Below are 17,422 nucleotides of genomic sequence, written 5' to 3'. Positions count from 1 at the left end.
ACCCCACCCACCCCAAACCCACCCAAACCCCCGCCCGCTCCCCCACCCCGGCCGGGCCGGACCCGGTGATCATGAGGTTGGCGGCCGGATTGGAGATCGACATCGCCGTCAACTTCATGATCGACAGGGTTGGCCGAAGGGCCGGGAGAGGTGGGGTGGGGTCAGGTGCGGTTGTCGTGGGGTGGGGTGGGCTGAGCGGGGGGTGGGTAGGCGCCCGCGCCGGGCTGGGGGTAACCGCCCTGCGTCGGGTGGCCGCCCGGATGGGAGGGGGCGCCGGGGTGCGGTGACGCGCTCGGTCGGGCGTAGGCGCCGGGTGGCGGAGGGCCGCCGGGCGGGCCGTAGCCGGGAGGCGGGCCGGCGTGATGGCCGGCCGGGACCGGCGGGCCCTGGCCGTTCATCCGGTCCAGCGCCTCGTCCGGGATGTCGGCGGCCCGGGCCAGCTCGCGCCGGTGCCGGCGGCGGTTCCAGATCAGGAACACCACGAGCGCCAGCAGCACCACCAGCGCCACGGCGATGCCGATGCCGATCACCATGACCTGCTGGTCGGTGGGGCCGCCCCGGTCGCCGTAGTCGGTCACGTCGAAGTCTTCGTCCTCGGCGGCGGCCGGCGGCGCGGACGCGCTGGCCGGAGCGGCGCCGAGCAGCGGGTTCGCCGACACCGACGGCACGTCGGCGGTGAGCGCCGCCACCGGGTCGATCCGGCCGAAGCCGAACTGCGGGTCGCGGCCGGGCGGACCGGCGTCCCGGGCGGTACGGATGATCCGGTTGATCACGTCGGGCGCGGCGAGCCGGGGAAACTTCGACCGGATCAGCGCCGCCACACCGGCCACGATGGCTGTGGAGTCGGACGTGCCGTCGCCCCAGCCGTACCCCCGGTCGGGTCCGATGTTGTAGACCTCGTCCCCCGGCGCGGCGACCACCGCCTCCGGGCCCTGGGCCGAGCCGGGCCAGAAGCCGCCGCCGCGGGTCGTGCCGGTCACCGCGATCACGCCGGGAATCTTCGCGGGTGAGGCGATGTCCGGGCCGAGCTTACGGACGTTGCCGGCGGCGGCCACCACGACCACGTCGCGGTCCAGCGCGTACCGGATCGCCGCCTCTTCGCCCTCGTCGACGGCGCCGGCGTGCCCGTAGGACAGGTTGAGCACCTTCGCGCCGCCGTCCACCGCCATCCGGATGCCCGTCGCGGAGTTGCCCGCGTCGGCGCCCTTGTCGCCCGACGGCGTGCGGATCGGCAGGATCCGGGCGTCCGGCGCGACGCCGACCACGCCGGTCCCGTTCGCCGCGATGATCCCGGCCATGTGGGTGCCATGGCCGTCCGGGTCGCGCCGGCCGTCGCCGGAGTCGAACGTGCTGCGCCCCGCCAGGAGCCGGCCGCGCAGGTCCGGGTGGTTGGCGTCGGCGCCGCTGTCGACCACTCCGACCACGACGCCCCGCCCGGTGGAGATCTGGTGCGCCCGGTCGATCCGCAGCTCATCGAGGTACCACTGCTCGGCCCGGCGGGGAGCGCCGACCGCCGGCTGTGCGGCCCCCAGCACCATCAGCCCGGCCAGCAGCGCGGCCGCCACCGGCCGGAGCGCGCCGACGTGCACCCTCATCCGTCCGTCCTCATCGCAGGATGCCCGGGGACGCACCGTCACCGGTGCCCCACGGATCGTCGTCCTCAGTCAACCACGACGAATGGTCGCCAGCGCCGCCGCCATGCCCGGCGCCGCCGTGGCCGCCCATCATCCCGCCACCCATCATTCCGCCGCCCGCCATGCCCGCGCCGGCCAGGCCGCCACGCGCGCCGGCGCCGCCCGGCCCCGCGCCCGCCGCCGCACGGAGCGCGCCGGCCGCGCTGGTCAGCGGGGGCACCTTGCCGTTGCCGCCGCCGACCATGCCGGGCAGCGCGCCCATGCCCATGCCACCGGCCGCGCCGAGGCCACCGCCGCCGATGCCGCTCGCCGACCCCAGCCCGGCGCCACCGCCACCGCCGCCGAAGCCGGCGCTGCTGGTGCTCAACCCGGCGCCACTGCCGAAGGTGCTGCCCGGGCCGCCCGCGTTGATCGTGCCCGGCCCGCCCGCGCCGGCCAGGCCGGTGCCGTACTCAGGACTGCCGGAACCCGGGGCGCCGGCGCCGGGCACGCCCGTACCGGGCACGCCGGTGCCGGGCGGGGTGTACGAGCCGCCGGGAACGCCGCCCGTCCCGGGCACGCCGGTGGTCGGCGGGGGCGTGAACGAGCTGCCGCCCGGTACGCCGGCACCGCCGCCGCCGATGCCGGTGCTACCGAGCGAGGGCATCCCGCCACCACCGCCGGCACCGCCACCACCGCCGCCGGGCAGCCCGCCACCGGGCACTCCGGACGGGGGTACGCGGGGATCCGCGCGGTAGCCGTCGTCGAGCCGGCCGTCGGGCTGGGGTACGACCAGCTTGGGGCGCTCGGCCTCGACCGCGGCGGGCAGCGGCGACATCGCCCTGTTGGCCGCCTGCTGGTTGTCGCGGTACCAGTTGTCCAGGTGGGACTTGGTGTCCCACCAGCCGCCGCGCTTCTGGTCGTTGGCGTTGCCGTCGATCTTCATGGTGGCTTCGAGGTCGTCGGCCTTGTCGCGGAACGCGCCGTCGGCGTAGAGCGCCTGGTTGGACTGGTAGTCGCCGCGCAGCGCGGCGAGGAAGCCGGACTGGCTCTCGCCGTCGCGGGCGTCGTCCAGTTCGGTGCCGCCGGGCAGGCTCCACTCGTTCCAGCCGAAGTTGTCCATCAGCGGGATCGGGATGCTCGCCACCGCCGTACGGATGTCGCCCTCGATCCGCGACAGCGCGCCACTGACGTTGCTGGCGTGCGTGATGAGATCCTCGATCTCCTTGCCGATCTCGCCCAGGTGCTCGCGGTACGCGTCGCCGCCGCTGCCCTGCCAGCCGGCGAGCAGCCCGGGCAGACCGCCGGTGTGCGGGCGCTCCTGGCCGGCCGCGATCGGGCCGACGAACGAGCGGCCGACCAGCGAGTCACGCAGATGACCGAGCGCGGTGGACAGGTTGCGCCAGCCCGCGCCGACCGACCCCACGGTCTCCGGATCCGCCGAGAGCGTCACCTCACGGACGCACCGCTCCCAGGTTCCTCCTGCCATGACCGTCTCCCCCTCAGGCCGTGTACGGGTAGGTGGGCTGCTGCCCGGCGTCCGGCGGCGGGGCCGCGGTCTCCAGCAGCCGCTCGATGTCCTTGCCGTTCGCGGCGTTACGGGCCTCGGCGTCGCGGAACGCCTTGGCGATGTCCTGCGTGCCCTGCTTCAGGCCGGCCAGCTTCATGGAGATGGCCTTCAGGTGGGCCTCCATGCTGGCCGTGGACCTGGTCAGCGCCGCCCACTGCATCCGGGCGTCCTCGTACGCGCCGAACGGGGTGCCGTTGGGCACCGTCTGCGCGTTGCCGCTGTCGCCCTTCATCCGCTCCTTGATGCGTTCCATCTCGTAGCCGATGGTGTCGTCGACGTACTGCTTGAGGCGCTCGACGTACTCCGCCGCGGCGTCCAGGTCCTCGACGCTGACGTGCAGATCGCCGGTGTCCGGCGGATTGATGCCCATGTCTGCTGTCCTCCCCGCTACCGGCCCCGGCCGGTCCATTACGGACGCAGCGTATCGAGGATGCACCAGTCGGGGCACCCCCACCCCGCGTACGGGCGCGGTCGCCTCGGAAAGACGACGGAGCGCGGGAACCCGGTCGGGTTCCCGCGCTCCGGTACGGTCCGGGTCTCAGCCCTGGGCGGCGGCGGGCAGCTTCAGGCCATTGACCGGGGTGAGCGGCAGCAGCTTGCGGCCGGTCGGGCCGATCTGGATCTCGGTGTCCATGGACGGGCACACGCCGCAGTCGAAGCACGGCGTCCAGCGGCAGTCGTCCTGCTCGTACTCCGACAGCGAGTCCTGCCAGTCCTGCCAGAGCCAGTCCTTGTCCAGGCCGGAGTCGAGGTGGTCCCAGGGCAGGACCTCCAGCTCCTCGCGCTCACGGGTGGTGTACCAGTCGAGGTCCACCCCGTACGCCGGCAGCACCTCGGCGGCGGCGTCCACCCAGCGCTGGTACGAGAAGTGCTCGCTCCAGCCGTCGAACCGGCCGCCGTTCTCCCAGACCTTGCGGATCACCGCGCCGACGCGGCGGTCACCGCGGGACAGCAGGCCCTCGATCAGCGACGGCTCGCCGTCGTGGTAGCGGAAGCCGATCGCCCGGCCGAGCGACCGGTCGCTGTTGATGGCCTGCTTGAGCAGCTTGAGCCGGCTGTCGATGACCTCCGGGGTGGCCATCGAGGCCCACTGGAACGGGGTGTGCGGCTTGGGCACGAAACCGCCGATGGAGACGGTGCAGCGGATGTCCTTGGACCCGGTGGCCGCGCGGCCGGCCCGGATCACCTCGTGCGCCATGTCGGCGATCTCCAGGACGTCCTCGTCGGTCTCGGTGGGCAGGCCGCACATGAAGTAGAGCTTCACCTGCCGCCAGCCGCTGGAGTACGCGGTGACCACCGTACGGATGAGGTCTTCCTTCGACACCATCTTGTTGATCACCTTGCGGATCCGCTCCGACCCGCCCTCCGGGGCGAACGTCAGACCGGTGCGCCGCCCGTTGCGGGACAGCTCCTGCGCCAGGTCGATGTTGAACGCGTCCACCCGGGTCGACGGCAGCGACAGCGAGACGTTCGTGCCCGCGTACTGCTCGGCCAGGCCGGAGCACATGTCGCCGATCTCCGAGTGGTCGGCCGACGACAGCGACAGCAGGCCAACCTCGTGGAAGCCGGAGAACTCCAGCCCTTCCTTGACCATCTGGCCGACCGTGGTGATCGAACGCTCCCGCACCGGGCGGGTGATCATGCCGGCCTGGCAGAAGCGGCAGCCCCGGGTGCAGCCCCGGAAGATCTCCACTGCGTACCGCTCGTGGACCGTCTCGGCGAGCGGAACCAGGGGCTTCTTCGGGTACGGCCAGGCGTCCAGGTCCATGGTCGTGCGCTTGTGCACGCGGAACGGCACGTCCGGGCGGTTCGGCACGACTCGCTGGATCCGGCCGTCGGGCAGGTAGTCGACGTCGTAGAAGCGCGGCACGTAGACGCTCTCCGTACGGGCCAGCCGCAGCAGCAGCTCGTCCCGGCCGCCCGGGGAGCCCTCGGCCTTCCACTCCCGCACGATGGCGGTGATCTCCAGCACCGCCTCCTCGCCGTCGCCGAGCACCGCGGCGTCGACGAAGTCGGCGATCGGCTCCGGGTTGAACGCGGCGTGCCCGCCGGCCACGATCACCGGGTCGGCGTCGGTGCGGTCGGCGGCGAGCAGCGGGATGCCGGCCAGGTCGATCGCGGTGAGCAGGTTGGTGTAGCCCAGCTCGGTGGAGAACGAGACGCCGAACACGTCGAAGTCACGCACCGGACGGTGGGCGTCGACGGTGAACTGCGGCACGCCGTGGGCGCGCATCAACTTCTCCAGGTCCGGCCAGACCGCGTACGTCCGCTCGGCCAGCACGTCGGGCAGCTCGTTGAGCACTTCGTACAGGATCTGCACGCCCTGGTTGGGCAGGCCCACCTCGTACGCGTCCGGGTACATCAGCGCCCACCGGACGGTGGCGGCGTCCCAGTCCTTGACCACCGCGCCCAGCTCTCCACCCACGTACTGGATGGGTTTGGTCACCTGCGGCAGCAACGGCTCCAGCCGGGGCCAGACCGAGTTGGCGGCGGCGGGGCGCGGAGTAGTGGACGGGGCACTCATGATGCCCAAGCGTACGCGGTGCCCCCGCCCTCCCCCGCGCCCGCGCCCGTGTCCACCGCGTTGATCAAGGAGTTTGCGGACTGTCGGGCGCTCCCACCGGACACGAACTCCTTGATCACCGGAGTGGGGGCCGGCGAGCGGGCGGGATTAGTCCCGGGTGGCGGGGCGGTACTAACCTCGCAACGGGCGCGAGAGGAGATTGCCGCGATGCCGCAGCCGCAGCCGGGGGCGGGCCGGCCGGCCGACGGGGCCGAGGAGCCGACCGTCACCGAGCCGGCCACCGCCGTCGACACCGAGGACGCCACCGGCGCCTCCGCTCCGGCGTCGCCGTCCGCCGCGCCGGGGGCCGCCGCCGAAGCCGGGGACCAGCCGACCGGCGCGTCCGCCGACGCGCAGGCGACCGCCGAGCCCGCCGCCGCGCCTCTGGACGACGCGGCCCCCCAGCCGGGGACCACCGCGACCGAGACGCCCACGGCCAGGGTCGAAGCCACCGAGGCCGGGACACCCCCCACGGAGAAGGTGGAGCCCGCCGCGACCGAGACGCCCACCGACACGGTCGAGCCCACCGGGGCCGAGACCCCCACGGCCAAGGCCGAAGCCACCGAGGCCGAGGCACCTACCGACAAGGTCGAAGCCACCGAGACCGAGTCGCCCACGGACAGGGCTGAGACGCCCGCCACCGGGACTGCGCCGCCCGCCGACAGCGCTGACGCCCCAGCCACAGTTGTCGGCACACCCCCGGCCGAGACCGCCGAAACGCCGGCCGAGACCGCTGGAACGCCGACCGAAACCGCCGGAGCGCCAGCCGGAACGCCGGTTGAGACCCCAGGCGCGCCGGCCGAGACCGCCGCGACAGCCGGTGGGACCGACACCGTCCCGCAAGTGCCGGTCCCGCGGGCCCGGGGTTCGGCCCCGGTGCCGGGCCGGACCACACCCGTCCCCACCCCCCGGACCGCCAGCAAGCCGGACCCGACCCGGATCGACGCGGCCCCGCAGCCAGCTGCGGCCACCACCACGCCGGACCCCACCCGGATCGACGCGGCCCCGCAGCCACCTCCGGCCACCACCACGCCAGACCCGACGCGGATCGACGCCGCCCCGCAGCCACCCGCGGCCACCACGCCGGACCCGACCCGGGTGGAGAACGCCCCGAACGCCACCCGGGTCGAGGCGCCGCGCTGGAGCGGCTCCGCCGCCGTCCCGCCACCGCTGCCGAGCCGGCCCCGCTGGGGCGCGTCCGCCGAGCCCACGCCGGTGCCGCCGCTGAACTCGCCCGAGCACGCCACACCGGTCGACCCGTGGGAGGGGGTGGACACCACCGGCTGGGAGCTGCACGCGCCGGAGCTGCCGCCCCTGACGCCGACGATGCCGTACACCGCGCCCTGGTCGACGCCGAACCCCCACCCGGCGCACCCGGCGCCGCCCCACCCACAGCAGCCTCACCCCGCGCCGCCCGCCGCCCGGCCGGTCTCCACGCCGCCGCACCACCCGGCGCATCCCGCCGCTCCGGCCGCGCGGCCGGTCTCGCCGCCGCCGTACCACCCGGCCGGCCCGGCCCGGCCGGTGTCGCCGCCGCCGCACGCCCCGTCGTACCCCGCCGCGCCGGCAGCTCGTCCCCTGCCTCCGGCGCCGCCTCCCGCCCCGCCCCGGCCGGTGAAGCCGCCGAAGCAGCGCCGGGGCAAGGCCGGGCCGCCGGTCGCACCGCCACCGGGCTGGCAGCAGCCGCCCAAGCGGACCCGCCGCCGGCGCCGCTGGCCCTGGGTGCTGCTGCTCAGCATCGCGTGCTGCTGCGGCCTGCCGCTCTGGTGGTTCCAGCCGATCTCCAGCCAGTACCCGGCCCGCGCCAGCCTCCCGGACCAGATCGACTCGATGCGGCTGCGCCAGGACGCGCGCAGCCAGGCCACCGCCGAGGATCTGAAGAACCAGGTACGCGAGTCGAACCTGCTCGCCGAGGACACGTTCGCCGGCATCTACACGACGAACGACGGCAAGCGGGTGACGTTGTTCGGCAGCACTGGCCTGCGGTTCAGCCCGGAGTCGGATGCCAAGGCGGAGATCGACCGCCTCGCCGGGGAGTACGCCCTGAAGGAGTCGGTGAGCGTGGAGACCGGCGTCCGGGGCCGGTACGCGCGCTGCGCGGTCGGCCGGGCGGACGGTGACTCGGTGGTGGTCTGCACCTCGGCCGATCACGGCAGTCTGACCACGGGGGTGTTCACCCGGCTGTCCGTGGACGACAGCGGGCGGCTACTGAACGATCTGCGTCAGCGCGTGGTGATGCCGAAGTCCTGACCGCTCAGGCGGTCTGCTCACCGGCGGCCTGGTCGGCGCGCTTCGGCGCGTAACGCGGGACGTACTCCTGGCCGCTGAGCTTCTGGATCTCGGCCATCATCTCGTCGGTCATCGCGCGCAGCGACGTGCGGTCGTCGGGACGGCCGGTGAAGTCCAGCGGCTTGCCGAACTTCATCGTGATCTTGGCGCGTCCGGGTCGCGGCACCCGCGTCCCGATCGGCTGGGCCTTGTCGGTGCCGGTCACGCCGACCGGGATGACCGGCACGCCGGCGGCGATCGCCAGCCGGACCGTGCCGGTACGCCCACGGTAGAGCCGCCCGTCCGGCGAGCGCGTGCCCTCCGGGTAGACGGCGACGAGGTCACCGGCCTTGAGCACCGGGATCGCCGCGTCGAACGCGGTGAGCGCGGCCCGCCCGCCGGCCCGCTCGACCGGGATCGCGCCCAGCCCGGTGAGCACGAACTTGGAGAAGCCGCCCTTGAGCCCGGTGCCGTTGAAGTACTCCGACTTGGCCCAGAACGCCAGGTGGCGGGGCACCACGGTGCCGAGCAGCAGCTCGTCGGCGACGGAGAGGTGGTTGCTGGCGAAGATCGCGCCGCCGGTCGCCGGGATGTGCTCCAACCCCTCCACGTGCGGACGGAAGGCCAACCGGAGCGCGGGCGCCACGGTGAGCTTGCCGATGGTGTAGAGCAGGGGCACGGGTCCTCCGGCGGTCGTACGTGAAACAGGCGCTGTCACGGTAGCCGACGCGGCCGTCCGCCACCGAGCGGGTGGCCCGCAGTCCACTCGCTGGGTGCGGGTGTCAAGCAGGGGCCCTTCCTCTACCTGAGGCGTTAAGAAGGGCCCCCGCCTTACATTCACACCTTGCGGACGGTCACCGTCACGCGCTCGCCGTCGCCGGCCTCGCCGGCGAAGCCGTCGAGACCCTGGGCGAAGTCGATGCTGTCGGCCAGCACCTCCCGGGCCACGAAATCGGTGTACGCGGCGACCGCCGCGCGTACCTCCTCGGAGGCGGAGACGGCCACCGTGATCCGGTCCGAGACGTCCAGGTCGGCGTCGCGGCGGGCCTGCTGCACCACCCGGACCACGTCCCGGGCCAGCCCTTCGGCGGCCAGCTCCGGCGTGACCTCGGTGTCCAGCACGACCACGCCCTCACCGCCGGGCAGCGGCGCGGAGTGCTCCGCGTCGGCGGCGACCAGGCGCAGCTCGTACTCGCCCTCGGCGAGCGTGACCCCGGCGGCGACCGGGGCGCCGTCGCGCAGCTCCCACTCCCCCGCCTTGACCGCCTTGATCACCTGCTGGACGGCCTTGCCGACGCGCGGGCCGAGCGCCCGCGGCACCACCGTGAGGACCTGCTGGCAGTACGCGGACACCTCGTCGCTGAGCACGACCTCCTTCACGTTGACCTCGTCGGCGACCAGGTCGGCGAAGGGCCGCAGCTGGGCCGCGACGGGCGAGGCCACGGTGAGCTTCGCCAGCGGCAGCCGTACCCGCAGGCCCTTGGCCTTGCGCAGGGACAGCGCCGCCGAGGCGACCGCCCGGACGTTGTCCATCGCGGAGACCAGCTCGTGGTCGGCCGGGAACTCCGCCGCGTCCGGCCAGTCGGTCAGGTGCACCGACCGCTCACCGGTCAGCCCGCGCCAGATCTCCTCGGCGGTCAGCGGCACCAGCGGCGCCACCACCCGGCACAGCGTCTCCAGCACCGTCGAGAGCGTGTCGAACGCGTCCGCGTCGCCGGCCCAGAACCGGTCCCGGGACCGGCGCACGTACCAGTTGGTCAGCGCGTCCAGGTAGGACCGCACGGTGGCGCACGCGCCGGAGATGTCGTACGCGTCCATCTGCGCGCCGACGGTCGCCACCAGCTCGTTCGTCTTCGCCAGCACGTACCGGTCGAGCACGTGCGTGGAGTCGGTACGGCGACGCGCGGTGTAGCCGTCGGCGTTGGCGTAGAGCGAGAAGAAGTACCAGACGTTCCACAACGGCAGCAGCACCTGGCGTACCGCGTCCCGGATCAGCGTCTCGGTGACCGCCATGTCGCCGCCGCGCAGCACCGGCGAGGACATCAGCATCCACCGCATCGCGTCCGACCCGTAGGAGTCGAACACGTGGTAGACGTCCGGGTAGTTGCGCAGGCTCTTGGACATCTTGCGTCCGTCCGAGCCGAGCAGGATGCCGTGGCTGAGGCAGTTGCGGAACGCCGGCCTGTCGAACAGCGCGGTGGCCAGCACGTGCATGGTGTAGAACCAGCCGCGGGTCTGCCCGATGTACTCGACGATGAAGTCACCCGGGTAGTGGTGCTCGAACCACTCGCGGTTCTCGAACGGGTAGTGCACCTGGGCGAACGGCATCGAGCCGGACTCGAACCAGCAGTCCAGCACCTCCGGCACCCGGCGCATCATCGACCTGCCCGTCGGGTCGTCCGGGTTGGGGCGGACCAGGTCGTCCACCGCCGGCCGGTGCAGGTCGGTCAGGCGTACGCCGAAGTCACGCTCGATGTCGGCGAGCGACCCGTACACGTCCACCCGCGGGTAGTTCGGGTCGTCGGAGCGCCACACCGGGATCGGCGAGCCCCAGAACCGGTTCCGGCTGATCGACCAGTCGCGGGCGTTCGCCAGCCACTTGCCGAACGAGCCGTCCTTGATGTGCCCGGGCGTCCAGTTGATCTGCTGGTTCAGCTCGACCATCCGGTCCTTGAACTTCGTCACCGCGACGAACCACGACGACACCGCCTTGTAGACCAGCGGGGTGTCGCAGCGCCAGCAGTGCGGGTACGAGTGGGTGTACGTGTCCTGCCGCAGCACCACCCCCCGCTCCTTCAGTTCCCGGATCACCGGCTTGTTCACGTCGAAGACCTGCTCGCCCTGGTACGGCGGCACCAGCGCGGTGAACCGGGTGTGGTCGTCCACGGTCACGATGGTGGGGATGCCGGCGGCGTTGCAGACGTTCTGGTCGTCCTCACCGAACGCCGGGGCGAGGTGGACGATCCCGGTGCCGTCCTCGGTGGTGACGAAGTCCGCGGCGAGCACCTGGTAGGCGTTCTCCCCGGCCGGCTCGACCAGGAAGTCGAACAGTGGCGTGTAGCGGCGTCCGGCCAGGTCGCGACCGCACACGGTGCCGACCTGCTCGTACCCCTCCAGCTCCTTGGCGTACGCGCCGAGGCGCGCCGCGCCGACGACGTAGCGCTCGCCGTCGCGTTCCAGCACGGCGTACTCGATGTCGGGGCCGACGGCGAGCGCCAGGTTCGACGGCAGCGTCCACGGCGTGGTGGTCCAGACGCCCAGCTTGACCGGCCCGCGCAGCAGCTCCGGCGCGTTCTCGTCGGCGGTCAGCCCGAACCAGACGGTGAGCGTCGGGTCGTGCCGGTCCCGGTAGACGTCGTCCATCCGGGTCTCGGTGTTCGACAGCGGGGTCTCGCACCGCCAGCAGTACGCCAGCACCCGGAAGCCCTCGTAGACCAGGCCCTTGTCGTGCAGGGTCTTGAAGGCCCACATGACGCTTTCCATGTAGTCCAGGTCGAGCGTCTTGTAGTCGTTGGCGAAGTCGACCCAGCGGGCCTGCCGGGTGACGTACCGCTCCCAGTCGTGGGTGAACTCCAGCACGGAGGCGCGGCAGGCGTCGTTGAACCGGGCCACGCCGAGGTCGAGGATCTCCGCCTTGCTGGTGATGCCGAGCTGCTTCTCGGCCACCACCTCGGCCGGCAGGCCGTGGCAGTCCCAGCCGAACCGGCGCTCGACGCGCCGCCCGCGCATGGTCTGGTAGCGCGGCACCACGTCCTTGACGTAGCCGGTGAACAGGTGGCCGTAGTGCGGCAGGCCGTTGGCGAACGGCGGGCCGTCGTAGAAGACGTACTCGTTCTCGCCGTCGCGGCCGGCGTCGCGGGCCTCGACTGACGCCTCGAAGGTCTTGTCGGCCGTCCAGTGCTCCAGCACCCGGCGCTCGACCGCGGGCAGGTCCGGGCTCGCCGGGACACCGGCGCCGGTCGGGTCGTGCAACGGATAGGCCATCGCCTGTCGCTCTCCCTCAGCAGCTCACTCGTCTGTGGTCTGCGAGGACGAGCCGAAGCCGGTACGCCGTGACCGGCGCCCGGGCGTGGCCCGCGGTACCACCCCGCTTGGCGGTCGAGGTGCGACCGCCCGCTCGTTGGCCGGCTGTGACGGGCCGTCCCGTCCGGTTCTACTGGGCCGGTCACCCGGCTGTTCTTCCGGAGGCTCACCGGTGATGGCCGGGTCGTCGCCTGTGCGTTCAAGCGTACTCGACCCCCCGCCCGCCGCGCCGCCGAGTATCTCCCGCCCCGCCTCTCCCCCGGCGATCATGAAGTTGACGGCGAAATCGGAGATCCACATCGCCGCCAACTTCATGATCAACGCAAGCAGACGGTCGGGCCGGGGGTCAGCGGTGGGACGGGGCCGGGAGGGTGGTGGTCCAGAGGGAGGCGCCGGAGCGGTCACGCAGGTGGACCGTCAGGGCCGCCGACGGGCCGTCGATGGTCACCTCGCCGAAGTGCTGGAAACCCTCGGCCGGTGAGGTGTTGGCGCGCGGCGGGGCGTGCACGAAGACCGCCTCCGGGCCGAACGTGCCGTCCAGCGCGTTCGGACCGAACGCGCCGGCGTGCGCCGGGCCGGAGACGAACTCCCAGAACGGGCTGAAGTCCCGCACCGCCGCGCGCGCCGGGTCGTAGTGGTGGGCGGCGGTGTAGTGCACGTCGGCGGTGAGGAACACCAGCCCGGTCACCCCGGCCCGGTGCGAGGCGCGCAGCACCTCGGCGAACTCCAGCTCCCGGCCGGCCGGCGCGCCGTGGTCGCCCTGCGCGACGCCCTCCTGCGCGGCGGACCCGTCCGGCACCACCACACCGATCGGCAGGTCGTTGGCGATCACCTTCCAGGTGGCGCGGGACGAGCGCAGCTCCCGGATCAGCCACTCCCGCTGCGCCCTGCCGAGCAGCCCGCGGTTGCGGTCGGCGTACGTGTTGCCGTCGTTCGGGTCCTTGTAGGTGCGCATGTCCAGCACGAACACGTCCAGCAGCGGCCCGTACGACAGCTTGCGGTACATCGGCCCGCCCGACGGCACCGGCAGCCACTCGTGGAACGCCTGCCGGGCCCGGGCGGCGAGCACGTCCACGCGCTTCTCGCCGTACCGGTCGTCGGTCAGGATCTCCCCCGGGTACCAGTTGTTCACCACCTCGTGGTCGTCCCACTGGTTGATCTGCGGCACCTGGGCGGCGAACGCCCGCAGGTGCTCGTCGAGCAGGTTGTACGCGAACTGCCCCCGGTACTCGGCCAGCGTCTCGGCCACCTTGCTCTTCTCCGGCGTCACCAGGTTGCGCCAGATCCGGCCGTCCGGCAGGACGACGCTCTCGGTCAGCGGGCCGTCGGCGTACACGGTGTCGCCGCTGCACAGGAAGAAGTCCGGGCGGCGCTCCCGCATGGCCCGGAAGATCGCCAGGCCGTCGAAGTCCGGGCTGATCCCCCAGCCCTGCCCGACGATGTCGCCGGTCCACACGAACCGCACGTCACGCCGCTGCTGCCGCCCGGGGGCGGTGGCGAACGAACCGGTCAGCGGCTCGCTGCACAGGCCGTGCCGGTCCAGGCTCTCCACCCGTACCCGGTAGTGCAGCCGCTCCCCCGCGGGCAGGCCGCGCAGGCGGACCTTGCCGGTGAAGTCGCCGGTGGGGTCGACCACCGGTCCGCGCACCAGGCGGGCGCCGCGCAGGTCCGGCCGCCGGCTCACCTCGACCAGCATCCGGCCGGGCCGGTCCGCGCGGGTCCAGACCAGCGCCGAGTCGGCGGTCACGTCGCCGCTCTGCACGCCGTGGGTGAGCAGCGGCCGGCCGTTCGGCCGCAGGCCGGGCGCGGCGGGCGCGCCGGGCGCGCCGAGCAGCGCGCCGCCGGCGACTCCGGCGCCGGCGACCAGGCCGGCGCGGAGCAGGGTACGTCGATCGATGTGCGTCATGGGTTCTCCCGGTGTCGGCAATGTCGCCAGCCCGGTCTACCGGCCGCAGGTGGCCGGGAACTCCGGTCGAGATGACCGGAACGTCAACGACTGTTGTCGGCCCGGCCATGACCACCGTCACACCGCCCGCGCGTCACGCCGCGCCCGCCCTGCCCCGTCCTGTGCGCGTACCCGAACCAACGAGGAGGCGGCGATGAGCCGGATGGACATGGCGGCGGTGGCCCCGGAGGCGTACCAGGCCGTGCTGGGCCTGGAGAAGTACGTCCGGGCGAACGTGGACCACACCGTGCTGGAGCTGGTGAAGCTACGGGCGTCGATGCTCAACGGCTGCGCGTTCTGCGTGGACATGCACAGCCGGGAGGCGCTGGGGGCCGGGGAGGACAGCCGCCGGCTGTTCGCGGTCGCGGCGTGGCGCGAGGCGCCGTTCTTCGACGAGCGGGAGCGGGCCGCGCTGGCCCTCACCGACGCGGTGACCCGCCTCGGCGAGCACGGCGTGCCGGACGACGTGTGGGACGCCGCGGCGAAGGTGTGGTCGGAGAAGGAGCTGGCCGACCTGGTGGTGGCGATCGCCACCATCAACGTGTGGAACCGGGTCGCGGTGACCTGCCGGACGCAGCCGCCGACCCGGTAACGCGCGCCCCCCGGGCACGGGCCGGTTCCTCTACAGTCGCCGGTGACACGCCGACGGGGGAGGAAACGTGCGTGCCCGACTGATGCCTGCTGCCCTGGTGGCGGCGGCCCTGCTCGCCGGTTGCGGCGCCGAGGCGCCGGTCACGCCCGCGACGGGGTCGCCGTCACCGTCGCCCAGCGCGACACCCGGACCGGAACACGAGGGTCCGGCGGTCCTGGCCTCGGTACGCCGCGCCGTCGGGCGTCTCGGCCCGGTCAAACGCGCCGAGTCGACGGAGAACGCGAGCGTGCTGCTCGGCCTGTGCGACAAGCCGATACCGATGGTCGGCGGCTACGGAAACCCGGTGACCGTCGGCTCCTTCTTCACCGTCCGCGCCGAGACCAGGCCCGTCGCCTACCGGGCCGGCGGGCAGCGCGGGGAGGCGATCGCCAAGGTCCGGGTGGTCGCGGCCCGGGAGCCCGACGCGACGCCGCCGCTGGTCGAGCAGGCATTCGAGACCGTACGCGGGACGAAGTGCACCGGCGGCGCCACGCACCTGCTCGGCGAACCGCACCTCGTGGTGGTCGGCTACCAGGGCGCCAGCGCCCCGGTGCGGGTGGCCGGCACGACAGGTGTCCTCGCCACGCTGACCGCCGAGAGCGACCGCCTGCAGTCCGGCGGCTGGTACCCGTTGATGGGCCACGCCCGGGTGATCGTCCGGCACCGGGGCTACCTGGTCGAGGCGAGTGTGCTGTGCGCCCGCCCGGCCCGCCCCGATGACCGGAAGGCGGTCGCCGCGGAGGCGCGTACCCGGGCGGTGGCCCTGGCGGAGCGGATCGTGCGGGAGCTCGGCGCGCTGCCGGCCGCGCCGACGCCCGGGGTGTGACGAGCCGGCGGCGGCCCGCCGGCCGCCGCCGGAACCGCTCAGGCCAGCTCGGGGAACCAGAGCGCGATCTCGCGCTTGGCGCTGTCCGCCGAGTCGGAGGCGTGCACCAGGTTCTCCCGGTTCGACAGCGACAGGTCGCCCCGGATCGTGCCGGCGGCGGCCTTGCGACCGTCGGTGCTGCCGATCATCGCGCGCACCACCTCGATCACCTGGTCGCCGGAGAGCACCAGCGCCACCAGCGGGCCGCTGGTCATGAACGTCTTCAGCGGCGGGTAGAACGGCTTGTCGACGTGCTCGGCGTAGTGCTGGTCGGCGAAGTCGCCGTCCATGCTCCGGCTCACCATCGCGTCGATCCGCAGGCCCTTGCGCTCGAAACGGGACAGGATCTCGCCCACCAGACCGCGGCGCACCGCGTCGGGCTTGATCAGTACGAGCGTCCGCTCGTCCGGGCTGCTGCTGGACACGCTGGTTTCCTCCTGCGCACTCAAACGGGGTCAGCTGGGTACGGTCAGCGTAGCGACCCGGTCCCGGCGCCGGTGCGGCGGCTGCGTCTTCCCTGGCCCGCCGTGGCGGCCTAGCCTGGCCCTGGAACCCCTGGGAGGTCCACTGTGGCGAATGGCGGGAACCGCACGATCGCGCCGGTACGCAAACTGATCGGCGTGGTGCTGGGCACCGTCGCCACCTTCGTGACGGTGTTCGGGCTGGGCATGACCAGCTGGGCCATCGTGGCGCTCGGCGTCGCGCTGCTGGTGCTGGCGATCGCGCTGGCCACGGTACGCGGCGGCGGCCGTACCTGGGTGATCGGGCTGGGCCACGTGCACAGCGCCTCCGAACCACCCACCCAGTACGCGTTCGGCCGCTGCGAGCTGCAGCTGGTGATCGACGCTCCCGGCCTGCCGCCCCGCTCCAAGAAGATCATCGAGCCTCGGGTGCCGGTCGCGAAGTGGCCCTCGCTGGGTCAGGCGCTGCCGGTCCGGGTGGCGCTTGACGACCAGCGGCACGTACGCGTCCTCTGGGACGAGGTGCCCACCCACGCCGAGACCGCCGCCGCGGTGGCCGACCTGCCGCCCGAGTACGACACCCCGGACCCGCTGGACGAGCCGCTGATCGCGCAGGAGGCGCCGCCGTGGGCCGGGCGCGCGCCCGAGGACGACTTCCGCGACGACTACCCGCCCGCGCCGGAGGAGTACCTGGACGACGTCCCGCCCCGGGCCGAGGAGCGCGAGCCGGTGGTGCTCCACCAGAGCCCCAGTGGCCGGATGGTGCTGGAAGGGCAACTTGTCGAACCGGCCACCGCCGGCCCGCTCCCCCGCCGCGCCCCGGCACCCCGCGCCCCGGCCGAGGAGCCGATCGGCGCCCCGGAACCCGACAGCACGCGCGCCGCCGACACCGTGCCCGTGGAGACCGTGTCCGACCCGATCGACGTGCCGCTGGACGACCCCTCCGACGCGCCCCGGCGCTCCGACACTCCGCCCACCGCCGAGGAACTGGACGAGGCCATCTTCGGCCCGGCCGGCTCGTCCGGGACGCCAGACGCGGCCGAGCCGGACGAGCTGGGCAGCCCGATCAGCGGCGTCGGCATCACCCTGCTCGTCACCGACCTGGACCGGTCCCTCGGCTTCTACCGCGAACTCGGCTTCGACGAGCTGGACCGGGGCGAGGGCAACGCGGTGCTCTCCTCCGGGCCGACCCGGCTGGTGCTGCGCCGGGTCACCGGCGCCGCCCCGATCAGCCGCCGCCTGGTGCACGTCAACCTGGAGGTGGACGACATCCAGGGCGCGTACGAGCGGCTGCGCGAATCCGGCGTCCGGTTCACGTACGCGCCGCGCGTGGTCAACCGGGGCACCAAGCTGGAGGTGTGGGCGGCGGCCTTCCGCGACCCCGACGGCCACGGCGTAGCCCTGACCCAGTGGCGCTCCCTCGCCGACGCCTGAGGTGTAAGGAAGGGCCCCCTATTAACGCCTCAGGTAGAGGAAGGGGCCC

The 17,422-nt window shown here is 73.4% G+C and carries 12 protein-coding genes; 4 read left to right on the top strand and 8 right to left on the bottom strand.

Annotated features, from left to right (window positions below):
- Nucleotides 1–161 precede the first annotated feature (161 nt).
- The 4 genes from mycP to ACSDG8_RS24015 form a co-directional block, all read right to left on the bottom strand.
- Nucleotides 162–1,595, bottom strand: a complete 1,434-nt coding sequence (gene mycP / locus ACSDG8_RS24030) for a type VII secretion-associated serine protease mycosin (protein ID WP_210898031.1) — start codon at nucleotides 1,593–1,595, stop codon at nucleotides 162–164.
- Nucleotides 1,596–1,605: 10 nt separating this feature from the next.
- On the bottom strand, nucleotides 1,606–3,102 hold the full coding sequence (locus ACSDG8_RS24025; protein ID WP_210898029.1) for a hypothetical protein: 1,497 nt from the start codon (nucleotides 3,100–3,102) through the stop codon (nucleotides 1,606–1,608).
- Between the two features lie 13 nt (nucleotides 3,103–3,115).
- Nucleotides 3,116–3,553, bottom strand: a complete 438-nt coding sequence (locus ACSDG8_RS24020; RefSeq protein WP_030503083.1) for a hypothetical protein — start codon at nucleotides 3,551–3,553, stop codon at nucleotides 3,116–3,118.
- A 168-nt stretch (nucleotides 3,554–3,721) separates the two neighbouring features.
- Nucleotides 3,722–5,707: a TIGR03960 family B12-binding radical SAM protein gene (locus ACSDG8_RS24015; protein WP_210898027.1), complete on the bottom strand. Its 1,986-nt coding sequence runs from the start codon at nucleotides 5,705–5,707 to the stop codon at nucleotides 3,722–3,724.
- Nucleotides 5,708–5,914: 207 nt separating this feature from the next.
- Between ACSDG8_RS24015 and ACSDG8_RS24010 the strand changes: the two genes are divergently transcribed.
- A complete protein-coding gene (locus ACSDG8_RS24010; RefSeq protein ID WP_247679374.1) occupies nucleotides 5,915–7,996 on the top strand; it encodes a hypothetical protein in 2,082 nt (693 codons plus the stop codon).
- 4 nt (nucleotides 7,997–8,000) lie between these two features.
- Here the strand turns inward: ACSDG8_RS24010 and ACSDG8_RS24005 are convergent, their stop codons facing one another.
- The 3 genes from ACSDG8_RS24005 to ACSDG8_RS23995 form a co-directional block, all read right to left on the bottom strand.
- Nucleotides 8,001–8,693 carry a lysophospholipid acyltransferase family protein gene (locus ACSDG8_RS24005; RefSeq protein WP_073831944.1) on the bottom strand — a complete coding sequence of 231 codons (693 nt, stop codon included), beginning with the start codon at nucleotides 8,691–8,693 and terminating at the stop codon, nucleotides 8,001–8,003.
- A 158-nt stretch (nucleotides 8,694–8,851) separates the two neighbouring features.
- Entirely contained in the window at nucleotides 8,852–11,998 is a 3,147-nt protein-coding gene (gene ileS, locus ACSDG8_RS24000; RefSeq protein ID WP_210898025.1) for an isoleucine--tRNA ligase, read from the bottom strand.
- 385 nt (nucleotides 11,999–12,383) lie between these two features.
- The gene (locus ACSDG8_RS23995) at nucleotides 12,384–13,943 is read right to left on the bottom strand and encodes an alkaline phosphatase D family protein (RefSeq protein ID WP_210898023.1); all 1,560 of its coding nucleotides are present in this window, start codon (nucleotides 13,941–13,943) and stop codon (nucleotides 12,384–12,386) included.
- Between the two features lie 193 nt (nucleotides 13,944–14,136).
- On the opposite strand from ACSDG8_RS23995, the gene ACSDG8_RS23990 reads away from it, so the two are divergent.
- Both ACSDG8_RS23990 and ACSDG8_RS23985 read left to right on the top strand, forming a co-directional pair.
- Nucleotides 14,137–14,574 carry a carboxymuconolactone decarboxylase family protein gene (locus ACSDG8_RS23990; protein ID WP_210898021.1) on the top strand — a complete coding sequence of 146 codons (438 nt, stop codon included), beginning with the start codon at nucleotides 14,137–14,139 and terminating at the stop codon, nucleotides 14,572–14,574.
- A gap of 67 nt (nucleotides 14,575–14,641) precedes the next feature.
- Nucleotides 14,642–15,439, top strand: coding sequence for a hypothetical protein (locus ACSDG8_RS23985; RefSeq protein WP_210898019.1), 798 nt, complete (start codon nucleotides 14,642–14,644; stop codon nucleotides 15,437–15,439).
- Between the two features lie 38 nt (nucleotides 15,440–15,477).
- Here the strand turns inward: ACSDG8_RS23985 and ndk are convergent, their stop codons facing one another.
- Nucleotides 15,478–15,903 (bottom strand): nucleoside-diphosphate kinase, encoded by a 426-nt coding sequence (gene ndk / locus ACSDG8_RS23980; RefSeq protein ID WP_073831941.1) that lies wholly within the window; start codon nucleotides 15,901–15,903, stop codon nucleotides 15,478–15,480.
- 144 nt (nucleotides 15,904–16,047) lie between these two features.
- Between ndk and ACSDG8_RS23975 the strand changes: the two genes are divergently transcribed.
- The gene (locus tag ACSDG8_RS23975) at nucleotides 16,048–17,373 is read left to right on the top strand and encodes a VOC family protein (RefSeq protein ID WP_210898017.1); all 1,326 of its coding nucleotides are present in this window, start codon (nucleotides 16,048–16,050) and stop codon (nucleotides 17,371–17,373) included.
- Nucleotides 17,374–17,422 lie beyond the last annotated feature (49 nt).

It is taken from the genome of Micromonospora sp. LA-10 (assembly GCF_051853095.1).
GTDB lineage: Bacteria > Actinomycetota > Actinomycetes > Mycobacteriales > Micromonosporaceae > Micromonospora > Micromonospora echinospora_A.
The sequence above is the reverse complement of the archived record's forward strand: the minus strand, read 5'-3'. Positions and strand labels throughout refer to the sequence as shown.

Excerpts from the sequence above, each read along its gene's own strand:
- ileS (WP_210898025.1), bottom strand. The coding sequence starts at position 11,998 with ATGGCCTATCCGTTGCACGACCCGACCGGCGCCGGTGTCCCGGCGAGC.
- ACSDG8_RS23990 (WP_210898021.1), top strand. The coding sequence starts at position 14,137 with ATGAGCCGGATGGACATGGCGGCGGTGGCCCCGGAGGCGTACCAGGCC.
- ACSDG8_RS23995 (WP_210898023.1), bottom strand. The coding sequence starts at position 13,943 with ATGACGCACATCGATCGACGTACCCTGCTCCGCGCCGGCCTGGTCGCC.
- ACSDG8_RS24025 (WP_210898029.1), bottom strand. The coding sequence starts at position 3,102 with ATGGCAGGAGGAACCTGGGAGCGGTGCGTCCGTGAGGTGACGCTCTCG.
- ACSDG8_RS24015 (WP_210898027.1), bottom strand. The coding sequence starts at position 5,707 with ATGAGTGCCCCGTCCACTACTCCGCGCCCCGCCGCCGCCAACTCGGTC.
- ACSDG8_RS24010 (WP_247679374.1), top strand. The coding sequence starts at position 5,915 with ATGCCGCAGCCGCAGCCGGGGGCGGGCCGGCCGGCCGACGGGGCCGAG.
- ACSDG8_RS24020 (WP_030503083.1), bottom strand. The coding sequence starts at position 3,553 with ATGGGCATCAATCCGCCGGACACCGGCGATCTGCACGTCAGCGTCGAG.
- mycP (WP_210898031.1), bottom strand. The coding sequence starts at position 1,595 with ATGAGGGTGCACGTCGGCGCGCTCCGGCCGGTGGCGGCCGCGCTGCTG.